Annotated in this window: 13 protein-coding genes; 4 read left to right on the top strand and 9 right to left on the bottom strand. The window is 68.9% G+C overall.

The genetic code is table 11. From position 1 onward, the window contains the following. Positions 1–47: 47 nt before the first annotated feature. The 3 genes from ACTRWB_RS12975 to ACTRWB_RS12965 all read right to left on the bottom strand — a co-directional run bounded on the left by ACTRWB_RS12975 (position 48) and on the right by ACTRWB_RS12965 (position 2,763). Positions 48–560, bottom strand: coding sequence for a disulfide bond formation protein B (locus ACTRWB_RS12975; protein ID WP_343494964.1), 513 nt, complete (start codon positions 558–560; stop codon positions 48–50). 138 nt (positions 561–698) lie between these two features. Continuing rightward, positions 699–2,075, bottom strand: coding sequence for an amidase (locus tag ACTRWB_RS12970; RefSeq protein WP_193097864.1), 1,377 nt, complete (start codon positions 2,073–2,075; stop codon positions 699–701). Between the two features lie 7 nt (positions 2,076–2,082). Continuing rightward, positions 2,083–2,763 (bottom strand): GntR family transcriptional regulator, encoded by a 681-nt coding sequence (locus ACTRWB_RS12965; RefSeq protein ID WP_446902133.1) that lies wholly within the window; start codon positions 2,761–2,763, stop codon positions 2,083–2,085. A gap of 280 nt (positions 2,764–3,043) precedes the next feature. Here ACTRWB_RS12965 and ACTRWB_RS12960 point away from each other — a divergent pair, with 280 nt between their 5' ends. Both ACTRWB_RS12960 and ACTRWB_RS12955 read left to right on the top strand, forming a co-directional pair. Beyond that, a complete protein-coding gene (locus ACTRWB_RS12960) occupies positions 3,044–4,219 on the top strand; it encodes a gamma-glutamyl-gamma-aminobutyrate hydrolase family protein (protein WP_048249651.1) in 1,176 nt (391 codons plus the stop codon). 115 nt (positions 4,220–4,334) lie between these two features. Continuing rightward, positions 4,335–5,030: a DUF2968 domain-containing protein gene (locus ACTRWB_RS12955; protein WP_412022266.1), complete on the top strand. Its 696-nt coding sequence runs from the start codon at positions 4,335–4,337 to the stop codon at positions 5,028–5,030. Between the two features lie 75 nt (positions 5,031–5,105). Here the strand turns inward: ACTRWB_RS12955 and ACTRWB_RS12950 are convergent, their stop codons facing one another. Beyond that, on the bottom strand, positions 5,106–6,119 hold the full coding sequence (locus ACTRWB_RS12950) for a hypothetical protein (RefSeq protein ID WP_446902132.1): 1,014 nt from the start codon (positions 6,117–6,119) through the stop codon (positions 5,106–5,108). A 285-nt stretch (positions 6,120–6,404) separates the two neighbouring features. Here ACTRWB_RS12950 and tcuC point away from each other — a divergent pair, with 285 nt between their 5' ends. After that, the gene (gene tcuC, locus ACTRWB_RS12945) at positions 6,405–7,700 is read left to right on the top strand and encodes an MFS transporter (RefSeq protein WP_048249731.1); all 1,296 of its coding nucleotides are present in this window, start codon (positions 6,405–6,407) and stop codon (positions 7,698–7,700) included. An 83-nt stretch (positions 7,701–7,783) separates the two neighbouring features. Here tcuC and ACTRWB_RS12940 read toward each other — a convergent pair whose 3' ends face one another. After that, a complete protein-coding gene (locus ACTRWB_RS12940; protein WP_446902131.1) occupies positions 7,784–9,622 on the bottom strand; it encodes a tetratricopeptide repeat protein in 1,839 nt (612 codons plus the stop codon). Between the two features lie 130 nt (positions 9,623–9,752). Between ACTRWB_RS12940 and ACTRWB_RS12935 the strand changes: the two genes are divergently transcribed. Beyond that, positions 9,753–11,399, top strand: coding sequence for an FAD-dependent monooxygenase (locus ACTRWB_RS12935; protein ID WP_446902130.1), 1,647 nt, complete (start codon positions 9,753–9,755; stop codon positions 11,397–11,399). Between the two features lie 8 nt (positions 11,400–11,407). Here the strand turns inward: ACTRWB_RS12935 and ACTRWB_RS12930 are convergent, their stop codons facing one another. From ACTRWB_RS12930 to ACTRWB_RS12915, 4 genes are read right to left on the bottom strand one after another with little or no spacing between them, the layout of a single operon-like run. Beyond that, positions 11,408–11,659 carry a formate dehydrogenase subunit delta gene (locus ACTRWB_RS12930; RefSeq protein ID WP_048249644.1) on the bottom strand — a complete coding sequence of 84 codons (252 nt, stop codon included), beginning with the start codon at positions 11,657–11,659 and terminating at the stop codon, positions 11,408–11,410. A 7-nt stretch (positions 11,660–11,666) separates the two neighbouring features. Continuing rightward, positions 11,667–14,618, bottom strand: a complete 2,952-nt coding sequence (gene fdhF / locus ACTRWB_RS12925) for a formate dehydrogenase subunit alpha (protein ID WP_446902129.1) — start codon at positions 14,616–14,618, stop codon at positions 11,667–11,669. A gap of 17 nt (positions 14,619–14,635) precedes the next feature. Beyond that, entirely contained in the window at positions 14,636–16,213 is a 1,578-nt protein-coding gene (locus ACTRWB_RS12920) for a formate dehydrogenase beta subunit (RefSeq protein WP_446902128.1), read from the bottom strand. Beyond that, complete coding sequence (locus ACTRWB_RS12915) at positions 16,210–16,710, bottom strand: NAD(P)H-dependent oxidoreductase subunit E (RefSeq protein WP_446902127.1); 501 nt, start codon at positions 16,708–16,710, stop codon at positions 16,210–16,212. The genes ACTRWB_RS12920 and ACTRWB_RS12915 overlap by 4 nt, the downstream gene beginning before the upstream one ends. Between the last annotated feature and the right edge of the window lie 66 nt (positions 16,711–16,776).

Here is a 16,776-nt window from a genome sequence, read left to right as displayed (position 1 = left end):
GGTCGATCGGGCCGCGCACGCCTGAGGCCGCGATAGCGGCGGGCCGGTCAGGCCGCGAGCTTGCGGCGATGGCGCCAGAGGCTCGCGACGACGGCAAGCAGGATCACGGCGAAGCCGATCAGCGCCCAGCCGGGCAGCAGGATGCCGAAGATCGGCGGGTAGACGGTCTCGCACAGCCCGGCGACCTTGAACATGCCGGGGAACCACTGCGCGGGCGGCAGGCTGTCGACGATCGGCTGCAGCGTGTCGAAGCCGCAGCTGAAGCCCGGATTCATCTGGATCGACAGGTGCCGCGCGGCTGTGCCGACGCCGCCGGCCGCGGCGACCGCGATCAGCAGCTCGAGCACCCAGATGACGCGCCAGTTGCGTATCCCGGCGGCCAGGAACGCGAAGATCCCGATCGCGGCGAAGAAATAACGCTGGATGATGCACAGCGGGCACGGATCTTCGTTCTTCACGTACTGCAGGTACAGCGCACCGGCCAGCAGGGCGATGCACACCCATCCGAGCAGCATCAGCAGGCGGCGTTCGCGGCGTAGCGCAAGCGTGTAGTCGTTCATGTCGGCGGGGTTCCTCGTGGGTCGGTCCGGAAAACAATCGCGCGATTTTAGCGCGAACGGTCTGGCACGAAACTGACAGCGCGCGTGCGGCACCCTGCCGCACCGCGCGGACTGCCCGCCGGCGCTCGGTCTGCGCGGTCAGCGGATCGTGTTCAGCACCGCCTCGACCGCCTGGCCGATCGCGAGCAGCGCGTCGTCGCGATGCGGCGCCGCCGCGAGCATCAGGCCGACCGGCGCCGCGTCGCGCGGATGGCACGGCAGCGACAGCGCGCATGCATCGAGGAAGTTGAACGCGCTCGGGTTGCGCAGGATCAGCGCATTGGTGCGCGTGAACGCGGCGTCGTCCGCTTCGAGTTCGGCGATGCGCGGCGGCACGACCGGCACCGTCGGCGCGACGAGCGCATCGAAGCGCGACCAGACCGTGTGCGCGGCTTCGTCGAGCATCGCGGCGCGCGCGGCGAGCAGGTCGAGATAGTCGGCTGCGCTAGCGGGTTCGCCCTTCAGGATCCGCGTGAGCACGCGCGGGTCGTACTGGTCGCGATGCTGCGCGAGCAGTGGGCGATGCCACGCGTACGCCTCGATCGGCGAGAAGCCGAAGCGGTTGATGTCCGGCAGCCGGTCGAGCGCGGGGAAACGCACTTCCGTGACGATCGCGCCGGCGGCTTCGAGATGCTTCAGTGCGGTGTCGAGCGCGGCCGCGACGTCGGCATCGACGCCGTCCGTCACGTGGTTCGTCAGCACGCCGAGCCGCACGCCTTCGAGCGGCCGTGCGGCCGGCACGTGCGGTTCGAGGCCCGCGAGCATCCGGTCGACCAGCGCGCAGCAGGCGACCGTCAGGCCGATCGGGCCGAACGAGTCGAGCGTGGTCGACAGCGGCACGCCGCCTTGCGTCGGGATCCGGCTCGCGGTCGGTTTGAAGCCCGTCAGTCCGCACAGCGCGGCCGGAATGCGGATCGAGCCACCCGTGTCGGTGCCGAGCGCGACGGCGGCCATCCCGTCGGCAACCGACGCGGCCGCGCCGGACGACGAGCCGCCGGAAATCCGCGCATCGCCCGGCACGTCGCGGTGGTACGGCGAGCGCGGATTGCCATAGTGCGGATTCAGCCCGAGCCCCGAGAACGCGAACTCGCTCATGTTCGTGCGGCCGACCAGCACCGCGCCCGCGCGCTTGAGCCGCGCAACGGCGACCGCATCGGTGCGCGCGGCCGGCGCGCCGTCGAGCACGCGCGAACCCGCGCGTGTCACCTGGCCCGCGACGTCGAACAGATCCTTGACCGACACGGGAATGCCCGCGAGCGGCGACAGCACGGTGCCCGCGGCGCGCAGCCGGTCGTGTGCGTCGGCGGCCGCGCGCGCGTTGTCGGCATCGACCTGGGTGAAGACGGCGGCGCCCTGGCCGGACGGATCGGCGATCCGGTCGAGCGCGGTGTCGACGAGCGCGCGGCTCGTGGTCCGGCCGGCGGCGAGGTCGGCGGCGAGCCGGGCGAGCGGGGGGAAGGGCGTGAACGTGGTCATGGGTGGCTCAGGGGCGAAGATGTTGAAGAAGCGTGGAGCGGAACGAATCGATATGGCCTTCGACGGCCGCGCGCGCGCCGGCGGCGTCGCGCGCGGCGAGCCGTTCGAACAGCTCGCGATGCTCGTGCTGGACGTCGGCGAGATGGTGCGGTTCGGACAGCGTGACGAACCAGAAGCGCAGCGAGCGCTCGTGCAGCGCGCGGAGGATCTCGGCAAGGACCGCATTGCGCGCGGCCGCGGCAATCGCCTGATGAAACGCACGGTCGAGCTCCATCATGCCCTCGACGTCGTGCGTATCGACGCAGGCCTGTCCGTCGTCGAGCAGCGTGGCCATGCGCGCGAGATCGTCGGGCGTCGCATGGCGTGCGGCGAGTTCGGCGCAGTGCGCTTCGTTGATGCGCCGCACGTCGATCACCGCGACGATGTCGTCGAGCGACAGCGGCTGCACCATCAATCCCTTGCGCGGCATCACGGACAACAGCCCTTCGAGCACGAGCCGATGGACGGCCTGGTGCACCGGCGTGCGGCCGATTCCCGTGCGCGCGACGAGGTCGGCTTCGTTGAGCGCGGCGCCCGGCTTCAGGCGCATCGTGATGATGTCGCGCTGGATCAGCGCATAGGCGCGGTCGGCGAGACTCGCCGCCGGCGCGGCGGGCCGGTCACGGATGACGTCGGTCAGCGCATTCATGCGGGTTGCGGCGCGGCGGCCGGATGGGGCGCGATCATGGCGCGGGCGATCGGGAAGCGTGGACGATGGCTGGATATTATTGTGATATATCACTGGTGTCCAGTGCGGGCGATGGGACATTGGTGTCGTCCGCACGCGAACCGGGACGCTCCCCGGTGCGGTTTGCCACTGGCTTGCAACAATATCGACAGGATGTTGCAGGTTTACCGCGCGATCGTGCACTGAAGCATAATGAATCCTCGTCTATCCATACGCGTGAGCGACGTACCAGACCATCGTCATGAGCGAAAACACGCCTTCCCCGGCCGGTCTGCCCGGCAACTCTTCCGTTTCTTCCGATTCCCTCCGTTCCGATCCGGCGAAAGCGCCCGATGCGCCGGCAGCACAGGCCGCCGCGCAGAACGTTGCTGTAGACGGCGCATCGCCGGTCACGGCCGCGTCCGAGCCGGGCGCCCCGGGTTCGACGAACGCTGCCGGCGCCGTGCCGCCGAAGCCGGGTGCGCCGCCGCCCGGCTTCGGCGCGCCGCCCGATTTCGATACGCCGCGGCCGCCGCCCGCGAGCGCGCAGAATGCGCCGCCGGCGTACCTGAAGCAGAGCGACACGCCGTGGTCGGTGTTCGGCCGGATCGTGGCCGCGCGTGCGCGCCGGTGGTTCGACCGCGCGGGCCAGCGCATCACGCAGCGCACGCTGCGCATCGGCGTGTCGGCGCGGATCTTCCATCCGGAACCGGGCGCGAAGGGGCTGCGAGGCAAGACGCTGCAGTATCTCGAGGAATCGATCGCACACTGGGTGATGTCGCGCGACGTGCTCGTGTTCATGATTCCGACCGTCGGCCACCAGGGCATGATTCACCCGAGCAACATCCGCCTGCGCGACTACGCGAAGCATCTCGACGGCCTGCTGCTGCAAGGCGGCGCCGACGTGTCGCCGCAAACCTACGCGGCGTCGGACGCGCGCCCCGAATGGCCGGGCGATCGTGTGCGCGACATGTACGAACTCGAGCTGCTGCACGAGTTCGTCGAGTCCGGCAAACCCGTCCTCGGCGTGTGTCGCGGTTGCCAGCTGATCAACGTCGCGTTCGGCGGCTCGCTGTATCAGGACATCGCGACCGACGTGCCGACCGCGAACGTGCACGTGAGCGAGCATTACGACCAGCATCGTCACGCGATCCGCTTCCCCGATTCGTCGACGCTCGCGAACATGTTTCCCGGGCGCAGCGAAGCGATCGTCAACTCGATCCACCATCAGGCGATCCGCGATCTCGGCCGCGATCTGAACATCGAGGCCGTGTCGGCCGGCGACGGGATCATCGAGGGCATCCGCCATCGCCGTTCGCCGTTCGTCGTCGGTGTGCAATGGCACCCCGAGTTCCATCGTGCGGGCGGCTCGGAGCTGCTCGACTGCACGCCGCTGCTCGATGCGTTCCTGCGCGCGGCACGCGAAACCCGCCTGTAGAAAGCCGGATTTTTTACATCGCACGACGGCCGGCCGCATCCCGATAAATTCGAGATGCGGCCTTTTGGTTTTGAACGATAATCGCGAGTCCCGATTCGTTCGCCGGAGTCTGACGTTGGCTTTCCGAAACTTTTCCCCTGCACGATGCGCAACGTGGATCGTTGCACTGGCCGCCTGCACGCAAGCAGGTGCGGCCTGGTCCGCCGACGCGACCGCGCCGGTCGCCGGTACGCGTCCGGCGGTGACGAGCCTGAGCGGCGATGCGTCGCGAGCGGCGGCCGCAGCGACCCCGGACGCCACCGTGCAAGGCAATGTCGCCGAGTTGACGCAGATGCTGCACGACGGCCGGATCGTCGAGATGCGCACGACGTACAACGGCAGCTACGGTGCGAGCCTGATGTTCGATCCGCGCGAGATGACGTACTACGTCGCGCTGTTCCAGGACAAGAATTTGTGGCGCGTGATCCGGTCGCAGGAGAAGAACCGCGCGGAGATGGTGTACGCGAACTTCGTCCAGCAAACCGTGCAGCTCGCCGATATCGAAATCCGCCGTACCGAGCTGCAGGCGCAGAAGGCGTTTCTCGAACGCGTGATCGCGCTGCAGGCGAATCGTGCGCAGCAGTTGCAGGCCGACCTGAGCGTCGCGCGCAGCCAGCAGGCCGAAGTCGCGCAGCGGCAACGGTCGGCCCAGGAGCAGACGCAGGCGCTGCAGGTCGAGAAGCGGGCCGCGCAGCTGCAGTTGCGCGATCTGCAGGAGCAGGTGCGGCAACTCGAGAAGCAGACCGAAACGGGGCTGCCCGCGCACAAGTAACGATTCGTCAGACGGACGCACCGACGAACGAAACCCGGCGAAGCGAACTTCGCCGGGTTTTTTATTGGACGGCCGTCAGCGCGCGAACGCGTCCGGCGCGTCGGTCATGCGGCGGTGGGACAGTTGCGACGTCCAGTCGAAACCGGCGGCGGGCGCGTGCGCCGCGCGGGCAGGCTGGGCGGCGCCCAGCGCGCTTGCCATTGCGATCAGCGTGAGCGGATCGTCGAGCAGGTCTGTTGTGTGTGGTGGCGGGGCGAGCCGATCGCGTGTGCGGGTGTGGGCTGCGGTGCTCTGGATCGGCGGACGTGCGGCCAGGTGCGACACGGTCGCGGTCCGGGCCGGTGCTGACGTCGGGCGCTCGCCGTTTGTCCGATGCGGCAACGCAGCCGCGGTGCGCTGCGCGTCGGACGTTGGCTTTGGATAAAGCGCCGGCGGACGAGGCGCGGCACGGTGCGTGGCCGACGGTGCCTCGGCTATTTTCGCGACCGGGGGCGCTACCGTGCGCTGCGGCGTTGCATTCGTCGACGGACCCGGATGAACCGCGGCGACCCGCACGGTGCCGGTCGATGACGTGGCGTGATCCGGCGCAACGGCGGCCGTATGAATCGCGTTCGCAGGCCCGACACCCGTGGGCGATTCATACGCGGCAATCAGCCAGCCGATGATGCCGAGCGCGCCGATACTCCAGCAGATTGCGTACATCGCACGCCGGTCGCGAGCGCCGTCGGCGTTACGTCGGGAGCGCGGGCCGGCCGACGCGGTTTCCCGCGCAACCGTCGACCCGGCTGAAATCGGCGCGGCCGTCACCACCGGCAGCGGCTGCCAGCGGCATGCGCGGTGCGGCCTGTCGACGTCGATGCAGGATGTCGTCAGTGTCGCGAGGCAGTGCTTGTCGGGCCGCGCACCGGGCGCGCCGCGAAAGGTCCATTCGCGGCCGAACGACGGTACGCGGTCGAGCGGGGCGGCGCGAGGGCGGGCGAGCGCGCCTTCGACGGGGACGAGGGGCGATGGGGTCATGAGGGCGGTATGTCGTGCGACACGGGTGACCGTGCCGGGGCGGCGCGGCAATGTCGTCGCAAATCGTGACATTGTGGTCAGCCGGCGCGGGCCGGTCGATCAGATCAATCTGATTTTTGCTTGCGTTTTCGGCCGACTCGTACGAGTCGAATGCCGCGACGGCAACCGCGGGGGCGGCACAAGGCAAATGTCGGCTTCGCGTGGCATCATTCGCGAACCATGCCGGTGCGCGCGTCGTTGTGCGGCGTGCCGCCGGCGGGCAGCGATGCCCGTGCGCACCGGTCAGGCCCGGCGCGCAAGGGCATCGTCGGATCCATGCGGCGCGGATTCGCGCCATCCGAGCTGAGCGAGAAAAACATGTCCACAGCGTCACACGCCATCGCGCAGGAATCGAAATTCCGCACCGTGTTCCGGGTCGTCAGCGGCAACTTCCTGGAAATGTACGACTTCATGGTCTACGGGTATTACGCGTCGGCCATCGCGAAAACCTACTTCCCGAGCGGCAACGCATTCGCGTCGCTGATGCTGTCGCTGTCGGTGTTCGGCGCGGGCTTCCTGATGCGACCGGTCGGCGCGATCGTGCTCGGCGCGTACATCGACCATCACGGCCGCCGCAAGGGGCTGATCCTGACGCTCGGGCTGATGGCGCTCGGCACGCTCACGGTGGCCGCGGTGCCCGGTTACGCGACGATCGGCGTACTTGCGCCGGCGCTCGTGCTGCTCGGCCGGCTGCTGCAGGGTTTTTCGGCGGGCGTCGAACTCGGCGGCGTGTCGGTCTACCTGTCGGAGATCGCGACGAAGGGCCACAAGGGGTTCTATACATCGTGGCAGTCGGGCAGCCAGCAGGTGGCCGTGGTGTTCGCCGCGTTCGTCGGCGTGCTGCTGAACCGCGCGCTGCCGGCCGAGGAGATGACCGCGTGGGGCTGGCGCATTCCGTTCCTGATCGGCTGTCTGATCGTGCCGTTCCTGTTCCTGATTCGCCGTTCGCTGAAGGAGACCGACGAGTTCCTCGCGAAGCGTCATCGTCCGACGATGGGCGAGATCATGCGCTCGATGCTCGACAACTGGGGCATCGTGGTCGCCGGCATGGGAATGGTGATCATGACGACGGTGTCGTTCTACTTGATCACCGCCTATACGCCGACCTTCGGCAAGGAAGTGCTGCACCTGTCGTCGCTCGACGCGCTCGTCGTGACCGTCTGCGTGGGGATTTCCAACCTCGTGTGGCTGCCGCTGTCCGGCGCGTTGTCCGACCGCATCGGCCGCCGCCCGGTATTGATCACATTCACGGTGCTCACGCTCCTGACGGCTTACCCGGTCGTGCTGTGGCTCGTCGGCGATCCGTCGTTCCTGCGGCTGCTCGCGGTCGAGCTGTGGCTGTCGTTCCTGTACGGGTCGTACAACGGCGCGATGGTCGTGGCGCTGACCGAGGTGATGCCGTCCGACGTGCGCACGGCAGGCTTCTCGCTCGCGTACAGCCTGGCAACGACGATCGGCGGCTTCACGCCGGCGATCTCGACGCTGCTGATTCACGAGACGGGCAACAAGGCCGCGCCGGGGCTGTGGCTGAGCGTCGCCGCGATTTGCGGGCTGATCGCGACGCTCGTGCTGTATCGCACGCCCGAGGCGCGCAATCAGTACAAGGCGGCCTGACGGGCACCCGCACATCGCGCGGCGCCGGCCGCATGCATCACATTAAAAAGGGAGCGCGCCGCGCTCCCTTTTTTCGTCTGCGTTCAGGCTTCGCGCAGTGCGCCGGCGACCGCGGCCGCCACGTCGAGCCATTGTCCCGGCGCGGGCTGGCGGGCGATTTTCGCGTGCGGATACCACGGGCAGTCGTCGCCGGTGAACCAGCGCCAGTCGGGCGCGAATGGCAGCATGACCCACAGCGGCTTGCCGAGCGCGCCTGCAAGGTGCGCGACCGCCGTATCGATCGTGACGACGCCGTCGAGCCGCTCGATCAGCGCGGCCGTGTCGGCAAAGTCGTTCAGCCGTCCGTCGAGGCGATGCACGCGCGGATGCGCGTCGATGCGCGCGCGTTCGTCGTCGTCGAGCGCGGGCTGCAGCACGATCCAGTCGATGTCCGGCAGCGCGAGCAGCGGCGCGAGCGCGTCGAACGGCATCGAGCGGTTTTCCTGCGCCTGCCGGCGCCCCGACCACGCGAGGCCGAACTTGCGCTTCGATTGCCCGCCGAGCGAGCCGCGAAAGCGCCGGCGGGCGCCTTCGGGGGCGTCGAGGTAACGCGAGCCGCCGACGATGTCGTCCGGTTGAAGCCCGAGCAGGAACGGCAGGCTCATCAGCGTGCAGGCGACATCCGCGTCAGGCGGCTTCGCGGCACCCTGTGCGACGAGCGTCACGCGCCAGCGCGACGCGACCGGCGCCAGCAGCGGGACGAGTTCCGGCTGGACTTCGAGCACGACGCGCGCGCAGCGTGCGCGGGCAAGCGGCACGAAGCGGACGAACTGCAGCGTGTCGCCGAAGCCTTGTTCCGCGCGGATCAGCAGCGTGCGCGACGCGATCGGCTCGCCTTGCCAGCGCGGCACCGTGCCGAGCGGTGTCGCGCCGGGCGTCTCGTGGCGCGCCTCGTACGCGGGCAGGCCGCGCGTGAAGTCGCCGAGCGTCAGCAGCGTGACCGCGCGGTGCAGCCGTGCGAGCGTGAGATCGGGCGCGACGCGCAATGCCTGGTCGAATGCGCGCAGCGCCATCTCGTGCGCGCAGAGCGCGTGATGCGCGTTGCCGAGGTTCAGCCAGGCCAGGCTGAACGACGGATCGAGGCCGACGGCACGCTCGTAGTAGGGCAGCGCGTCGCGGTGGCGCGCCTGCGCGCACAGTGCGTTCGCGAGCCCGAACAGCGCGAGCGGAAACGGCGGATGCAGCGCGAGCGCGGCTTCGAACGCGGCGGCCGCTTCGACGTGCCGGCCGACCGCATCGAACGTGTTGCCGAGATTGAAATGCGCGGCAACGAAGCGCGGTTGCGCGGCGATCGCGGCCTGGAAGTGCGCGATCGCGTCGTCGGCGCGGCCCATCGCGCTCAATGCCATCGCGAGGTTGTTGTGCGCGCCTGCATGCCCGGGCCGCAGTTCGAGCGCGCGACGAAAAGCGGCGAGCGCGTCGTCGTGGCGGCCGAGCGCATTCAGCGCGTTGCCGAGATTGTTGTGGATCGATGCGTCATCGGGCGTGAGCCTGAGTGCGCGGCCGAATGCATCGATCGCATCGTCGTGGCGCTGCAGCGCCGCATACGCGTTGCCGAGGTTGTAGTGCGCGAGCGGAAATTCGGGCGCGAGCGTGAGCGCGTTGCGAAAGCGGTCGATTGCTTCGTCGAGCCGGCCGAGCGCTTTCAGCGCGTTGCCGAGGTTGAGCTGCAGTGCGGCATCGCCCGGACGCAGCGCGACGGCGCGGCCGACGAGATCGGCCGCCTCGGCGTGCTGGCCCTGCTGGTGCCGAAGCACGCCGAACAGGTGCAGCGCGTCGGCGTCGGCGGGGTTGACGTCGAGCGCGGCGCGATAGCCGTGCTCGGCGTCGACAAGCCGGCCCGCGCGGTGTGCGGCGTATGCTCGGTCGAATGCGGATTCCATGACGCGAAAGCTGGCGGAAAACGCGTATTTTCCCACACAGCGCACCGGTGCCGCGTATCGGCCGGTCGGCATATGGCCCCGTCACGCGGAGCGGCGTAGACTTGCAGGGTCGTGTGTCATCGAGGTTCTCATGACTGACACCCTGCCTGATATCCCGCCCGTGCTGATCGTCGGCGCGGGGCCGACCGGTCTTGCCGCGGCGATGAGCCTCGCGCGGGCCCGTGTGCCGGTGCGCATCATCGATCGGCTCGCGGCGCTTGCGCCGTATTCGCGCGCGATCGGCATCCAGGCACGCACGCTCGAACTGCTGGAGCAGCATCGCGCGGTCGAACCGTTTCTCGCGCTCGGCCATCGCGCGCATGCGGCCACGCTGCATGCCGACGGCCGCGTGATCGCGCGGCTCGATTTCGATCCGCTGCAAACGCGTTATCCGTATCTGCTGTTTCTCGACCAGAGCGTCACCGAGCGCCTGCTCGCCGAGCACCTGGCCCAACTCGGTGTGACGGTCGAGCGCGGCACGACGCTGACCGCCTGCGCCGTCGGCGGCACATCGCTCGACGTGTCGCTCCGTGGCGCCGACGGTCGCGACGAGTCGTTCGCGCCGTCGTACCTGATCGCCGCCGACGGTGCGCACAGCACGGTCAGGCATCTGCTCGGCGTGGGCTTTGCCGGGCAAGCGTTCGAACAGACCTTCCTGCTCGCCGATTTCGCGGCGATACCCGACTGGCCGGACGAAGAGATCCACCTGTTCACCACGCCCGAAGGTATTGCGGGCCTGTTTCCGATGGGCGGCGGCCGTTATCGGCTCGTGGCCGACCGGCCGCCCGGCAGCGACGCGTCGCCCGATGCGCCGGCTCCGTCGCTCGCGGAGTGCGACGCGATCGTGCGTGCCCGTGCCGGCGCGTCGATCTCGCCGAGCGATCTCGTGTGGTCGTCCTATTTTCATCTGCACAGCAGGATGGTCGATCGGCTGCGGCACGGCCGCGTGTTCTTCGCGGGCGACGCCGCACACGTCCACAGCCCGGCCGGCGCGCAGGGCATGAACACCGGCATTCAGGAAGCGTTCAATCTCGGCTGGAAGCTCGCGCGCGTGCTCGGCGCGGGTACGTCCGAGCGGCTGCTCGACACGTATCACGCGGAGCGCCATCCGATCGAGCGCGACGTATTGCGGCAGACCAGTCTTGTCACGCAGATCGTCGAAGCCGATCGCGGCGCGATGAAGCTGCTGCGCGACCATGTCGTGCCGCTGCTGGCATCATTCGGGCCGATGCGCGACGCGGTGCGGCGCTCGGTCAGCGAGCTCGGCGTGCAGTACCGGAAGAGTCCGCTTACCTTGGAGCGCGTGCTCGACGGCGGCCCGCGTGCCGGCGAGCGGGCACCCGACGCGCTCGTGCACGTGATCGACGGCCCGCTCGGTCAGGCGCCCGGAACGGCGCGGTTATACGACCTGCACGATCCGGCGAGCTTCACGCTGCTGCTGCTCGAGGAGCCGGTGAGTGCCGATACCGGTGAGGCACCGCCGATGGCGGCCGATGCGCAGGCGCTCGTGCAGGGGCTCGAGCGGATCATGCCGGATGCGGTGCGCGCGTGGCGCGTCACCGATGCCGAAGGCGACGGCACGGCGGGGCTTGCGCAGGTGTACGGCCGCTCGCGGCCGTCGTTCTACTTGTTGCGACCTGACGGCTACGTCGCCGCGCGCGGGCGGACGGCGATCGACGCGAACGCGCTGTTGCACCACTGCGAAAACTGGTTCGCGGGCATGTCGCCGCCCGCGTAGCGGCGCGGTCAGGCGCTCGCCGCGACGGGCACGAGCGATGCGCGGTGCGCGGCGATCGCGTCGCGTACGATCGGCGCCGCGCGTTGTGCGGCTTCGTTCGACGGATCGTCGAGTGCGGCGAGAAACGCGCGGCGCATCCGCGGCTCCCAGAAGCGCCGGATATGTTCGGCGATGCCGGTCAGCGCTTCGTCGCGATCGGGCATCGATTCGAAGAATGCGCCGATCTGGTTGGCCATGTCGATCAGGTGTCCGTTGTCCATCGCATCCTCACTTGCCGGTCGTCACGGCGGCGGGCGCCGCCGCGCGGCGCTCGAGCAGGTCGACCTGTTCCGCGCTGAAGCGCGCGTATGCACGCTGCCAGTCGGACGGCTGGGCAACCGGCATCACCTGCACGGCCGTCACCTTGTATTCGGGGCAGTTCGTCGCCCAGTCGGAGCTGTCCGTCGTGATCACGTTCGCGCCCGATTCGGGGAAATGGAACGTGGTGTACACGACGCCCGGCTGCATGCGTTCCGTCACGAGCGCGCGCAGCACCGTGTGCCCGGCACGCGACTCGATGCCGACCCAGTCGCCGGCGCGGATCCCGCGATCCTGCGCGTCGTGCGGATGGATCTCGAGGCGGTCCTCTTCGTGCCACCGGACGTTTTCGGTCCGGCGCGTCTGCGCGCCGACGTTGTATTGCGACAGGATGCGGCCCGTCGTCAGGATCAGCGGATAGCGCTGCGTGACCTTTTCCGGCGTCGGAATGAACTTGGTGATCACGAACCGGCCCTTGCCGCGCACGAACGCGTCCGTATGCATGGTCGGCGTGCCTTCCGGCGCGTGCTCGTTGCACGGCCACTGGATGCTGCCGAGTGCGTCGAGCTTTGCGTACGACACGCCCGAGAAGGTCGGCGTGAGCCGCGCGATCTCGTCCATGATTTCCGACGGATGCGTGTAGTGCATGTCGTAGCCGAGCGCCTGCGACAGCAGCAGCGTCACTTCCCAGTCCGCGTAGCCCGCGAGCGGCGGCATCACCTTGCGCACGCGCGAGATGCGGCGCTCCGCGTTCGTGAACGTGCCGTCCTTCTCGAGGAAGGTCGAGCCGGGCAGGAGCACGTGCGCATATTTCGCGGTTTCGTTCAGGAAGATGTCCTGCACGACGATGCATTCCATCGCCGACAGCGCGGCCGCGACGTGCTGCGTGTTCGGGTCCGACTGGACGATGTCCTCACCCTGGCAGTAGAGCCCCTTGAAGCTGCCGTCGAGCGCCGCGTCGAACATGTTCGGGATGCGCAGCCCCGGTTCCGGCTGCAGCGTGGCCGACCACGCCTGTTCGAACTGCGTGCGCACGATCGTGTCGCTGATGTGCCGGTAACCGGGCAGTTCGTGCGGGAACGAGCCCATGTCGCACGAGCCCTGCACGTTGTTCTGGCCGCGCAGCGGATTGACGCCGACACCTTCGCGGCCGATGTTGCCGGTCGCCATCGCGAGGTTCGCGATGCCCATCACCGTCGTCGAACCTTGCGCGTGTTCGGTGACGCCCAGGCCGTAGTAGATCGCGGCATTGCCGCCCGTCGCATAGAGGCGCGCGGCGGCGCGTACCTGCTCGGCCGGCACGCCCGTCACGTCCGCGGTCGCCTCGGGCGAATTGTCGGCGTGCGATACGAAGTCGCGCCATTGCTCGAAGGCGCGCGCCTCGCAGCGCTCGGCGACGAATGCATCGGCGACGAGCCCTTCGGTGACGATCACGTGCGCCAGCGCGTTGACGATCGCGACGTTGGTGCCGGGGCGCAACTGCAGGTGGTGCGTGGCCTTGATGTGAGGGCCGTCGACGACGTCGATGCGACGCGGGTCGATCACGATCAGCTTCGCGCCTTCGCGTACGCGCCGCTTCATCCGCGAGCCGAACACCGGGTGGCCGTCGGTCGGGTTCGCACCCATCACGACGATCACGTCGGCCTGGCCGACCGACGCGAACGTCTGCGTGCCGGCCGATTCGCCGAGCGTCGTCTTGAGGCCATAGCCGGTCGGCGAATGGCACACGCGCGCGCAGGTATCGACGTTGTTGTTGCCGAACGCGGCGCGCACCAGCTTCTGCACGAGGTAGGTTTCCTCGTTCGTGCAGCGCGACGACGTGATGCCGCCGATCGAGTCGCGGCCGTACTTCTGCTGCAGCTTGCGGAACTGCGTCGCCGCGTAGGTGAGCGCTTCCTCCCAGCTCACTTCGCGCCACGGGTCGGTGATCTTTTCCCGGATCATCGGCTTCGTGATGCGGTCCTTGTGCGTCGCGTAGCCCCATGCGAAGCGCCCCTTCACACACGCGTGCCCTTCGTTCGCGAGGCCGTTCTTGTGCGGCGTCATCCGCACGACCTGCGTGCCCTTCATCTCGGCCTTGAACGAGCAGCCGACGCCGCAGTACGCGCAGGTCGTGACGACCGAGTGTTCGGCCTGCCCGAGCTGCACGACGGATTTTTCCTGCAGCGTGGCCGTCGGGCATGCGGCGACGCAGGCGCCGCACGACACGCATTCCGACGCCATGAACGATTCGCTTTCGCCCGCGGCGACGCGCGATTCGAAGCCGCGCGCGGCGATCGTCAGCGCGAACGTGCCCTGCGTTTCCTCGCAGGCGCGTACGCAGCGGTTGCAGACGATGCACTTCGACGGGTCGTACGTGAAGTACGGGTTCGATTCGTCCTTGCGGTCGTCCAGGTGATTCGCGCCGTCGAAGCCGTAGCGCACTTCGCGCAGCCCGACGACGCCCGCCATGTCCTGCAACTCGCAGTCGCCGTTGGCAGGGCAGGTGAGGCAGTCGAGCGGATGGTCGGAGATGTACAGTTCCATCACGTTGCGGCGCAGCGACTGCAGCCGGTCCGACTGAGTGCGCACCTTCATGCCCGCTTCGGCGGGTGTCGTGCACGACGCCGGATAACCGCGCCGGCCTTCGATCTCGACGAGGCACAGCCGGCACGAGCCGAACGGCTCGAGCGAATCGGTCGCGCAGAGCTTCGGAACGTTGACGCCGGCTTCGATGGCCGCGCGCATCACCGACGTGCCGGCCGGCACCGTCACCGGCTGGCCGTCGATTTCGAGCGTGACGTCGGTGTCCGCATACCGTTGCGGCGTGCCGTAGTCGGTATCGTCGAACGGGTCGCGGGCGCGCGTCTGGGCGGCGCTCTTGCACGCGCATTGGCCTGAGCCGCAGCCGCCTTGGCGGACGTTGTTCGTGTCGAGTGACATGCAGGGCTCCTTCTGGGTCAGGCCGCAGCCTTGACCGGGCCCGACGCGGCATTCTTGCCGGCAGCGAGCCCGAAATCTTCGGGGAAATGGTCGAGCGCGGACAGCACCGGGTAGGGCGTCATGCCGCCCATCGCGCACAGCGAACCGGCCAGCATCGTGTCGCACAGGTCGCGCAGCAGCGTGACCTGCCGCTCCGATGTATCGCCGTCGCGGATGCGCGCGATCGTCTCGACGCCGCGCGTCGAGCCGATCCGGCACGGCGTGCACTTGCCGCACGATTCGATCGCACAGAATTTCATCGCGTATTCGGCAAGCTCGGCGAGGTTCGACGTGTCGTCGTGCAGCACGATGCCGCCGTGACCGACCACCGCGCCGATCGCCGTGTACGCTTCGTAGTCGAGCGGCACGTCCCACTGGTGATCGGGCAGGTAGGTGCCGAGCGGACCGCCGACCTGTGCGGCGCGCGCGGGCCGGCCGCTTGCGGTGCCGCCGCCGAAGTCGAACAGCAACTCGCGCAGCGTGACGCCGAACGCGAGCTCGACGAGGCCGCCGTGACGGATGTTGCCCGCGAGCTGGAACGGCAGCGTGCCGCGCGAGCGGCCCATCCCGTAGTCGCGATAGAACGCGGCGCCGCGCGCGAAGATCACCGGTGCCGTCGCGAGTGTGATCACGTTGTTGATGACGGTCGGCTGGCCGAACAGGCCGGCGAGCGCGGGCAGCGGCGGCTTCGCGCGCACGACGCCGCGCTTGCCCTCGAGCGATTCGAGCAGCGCCGTTTCCTCGCCGCACACGTACGAGCCCGCGCCTTTCGCGACGTGCAGCTCGAACGCGTGCGCGGAGCCGAGCACGTGTTCGCCGAGCCAGCCGGCTTCGCGCGCGCGGACGATCGCGGCTTCGAGCGTGGCGATCGCGTGCGGGTATTCGCTGCGCACGTAGATGTAGCCGACCGTCGCGCCCGTCGCGATGCCCGCGATGATCATCCCTTCGATCAGGCAGTACGGATCGCATTCCATCATCAGGCGGTCGGAGAACGTGCCCGAGTCACCTTCGTCCGCGTTGCAGACGACGTACTTCTGCGCGGCGCGCGCGTGCCGCACCGTGCGCCACTTGATGCCGGCCGGGAATGCCGCGCCGCCGCGGCCGCGCAGCCCCGATTCGATCAGCGTCTCGCACGCGGCATCGCCGTCGAGCGCGAGCGCGTTCTTCAGGCCGGCGAGGCCTTCGTGTTGCAGGTAGTCGTCGATCGACAGCGGGTCGGTCAGGCCGATGCGCGCGAACGTGAGGCGCTGCTGGCGTGCGAGATAGGGCAGCGCGTCGACGAGGCCGACGCCGCTCGGATGCGCGCCGCCTTCGAGCCAGTTCGCGTCGAACAGGGACGGCACGTCGGCGGCCGACAGGTTCGCATAACCGACGCGGCCGGCGGCCGTGCCGACCTCGACGAGCGGCTCGAGCCACAGCAGCCCGCGCGAGCCGTTTCGGACCAGCTCGATGGCGACGCCGCGCCGTTCGGCTTCCGCGGCGATCGCGGCCGCGAGTGCGTCGGCGCCGAGTGCCAGCGCGGACGAATCGCGCGGAACGTAGATGCGGATCGTCATGCGGCCTCCGGTGTGTGAGCGACCGCATCGGCAAGCAGCGCGTCGAATTTTTCCGGCGTGACCTTGGCGTGAAGCACGCCGTTCACCGTCAGCGACGGCGACTGCGCACACAGTCCGAGGCAGTAGACCGATTCGAGCGCGACGGCGTCCGGCCCGTGTGCATCCGCGGCATCGCCGTGCGCCGCGTCGAACCGGCAGCCCGTGCGGGCTTCAGCATGCGCGGCCAGCGCTTCGCAGCCCATGCTGCGGCACGCCTCGGCGCGGCACATCTGGATCGTGACGCGCGCAGGCGGCGCGGTGCGGAAGTGGTGGTAGTAAGTCAGTACGCCGTGCACTTCCGCGCGCGACAGATTGAGTGCCCTGGCGAGCGGTGCGACGCAGCCCGGCGGCACGTAGCCCGCGTCGTCCTGGATCGCGTGCAGGATCGCGACCAGCGACCGGCCGGCGCGCGCATGGCGCTCGACGAGCGCGTCGGGCGCATGGGGATTCGGGGACATCGGTTATGCTCCTCCAAAGTCTCATATGCGCTCGGAATTCATATAATGCACATTGCGGCTTCGTTC

The sequence above is a fragment of the Burkholderia sp. YIM B11467 genome (assembly GCF_052952715.1).
The sequence above is the reverse complement of the archived record's forward strand: the minus strand, read 5'-3'. Positions and strand labels throughout refer to the sequence as shown.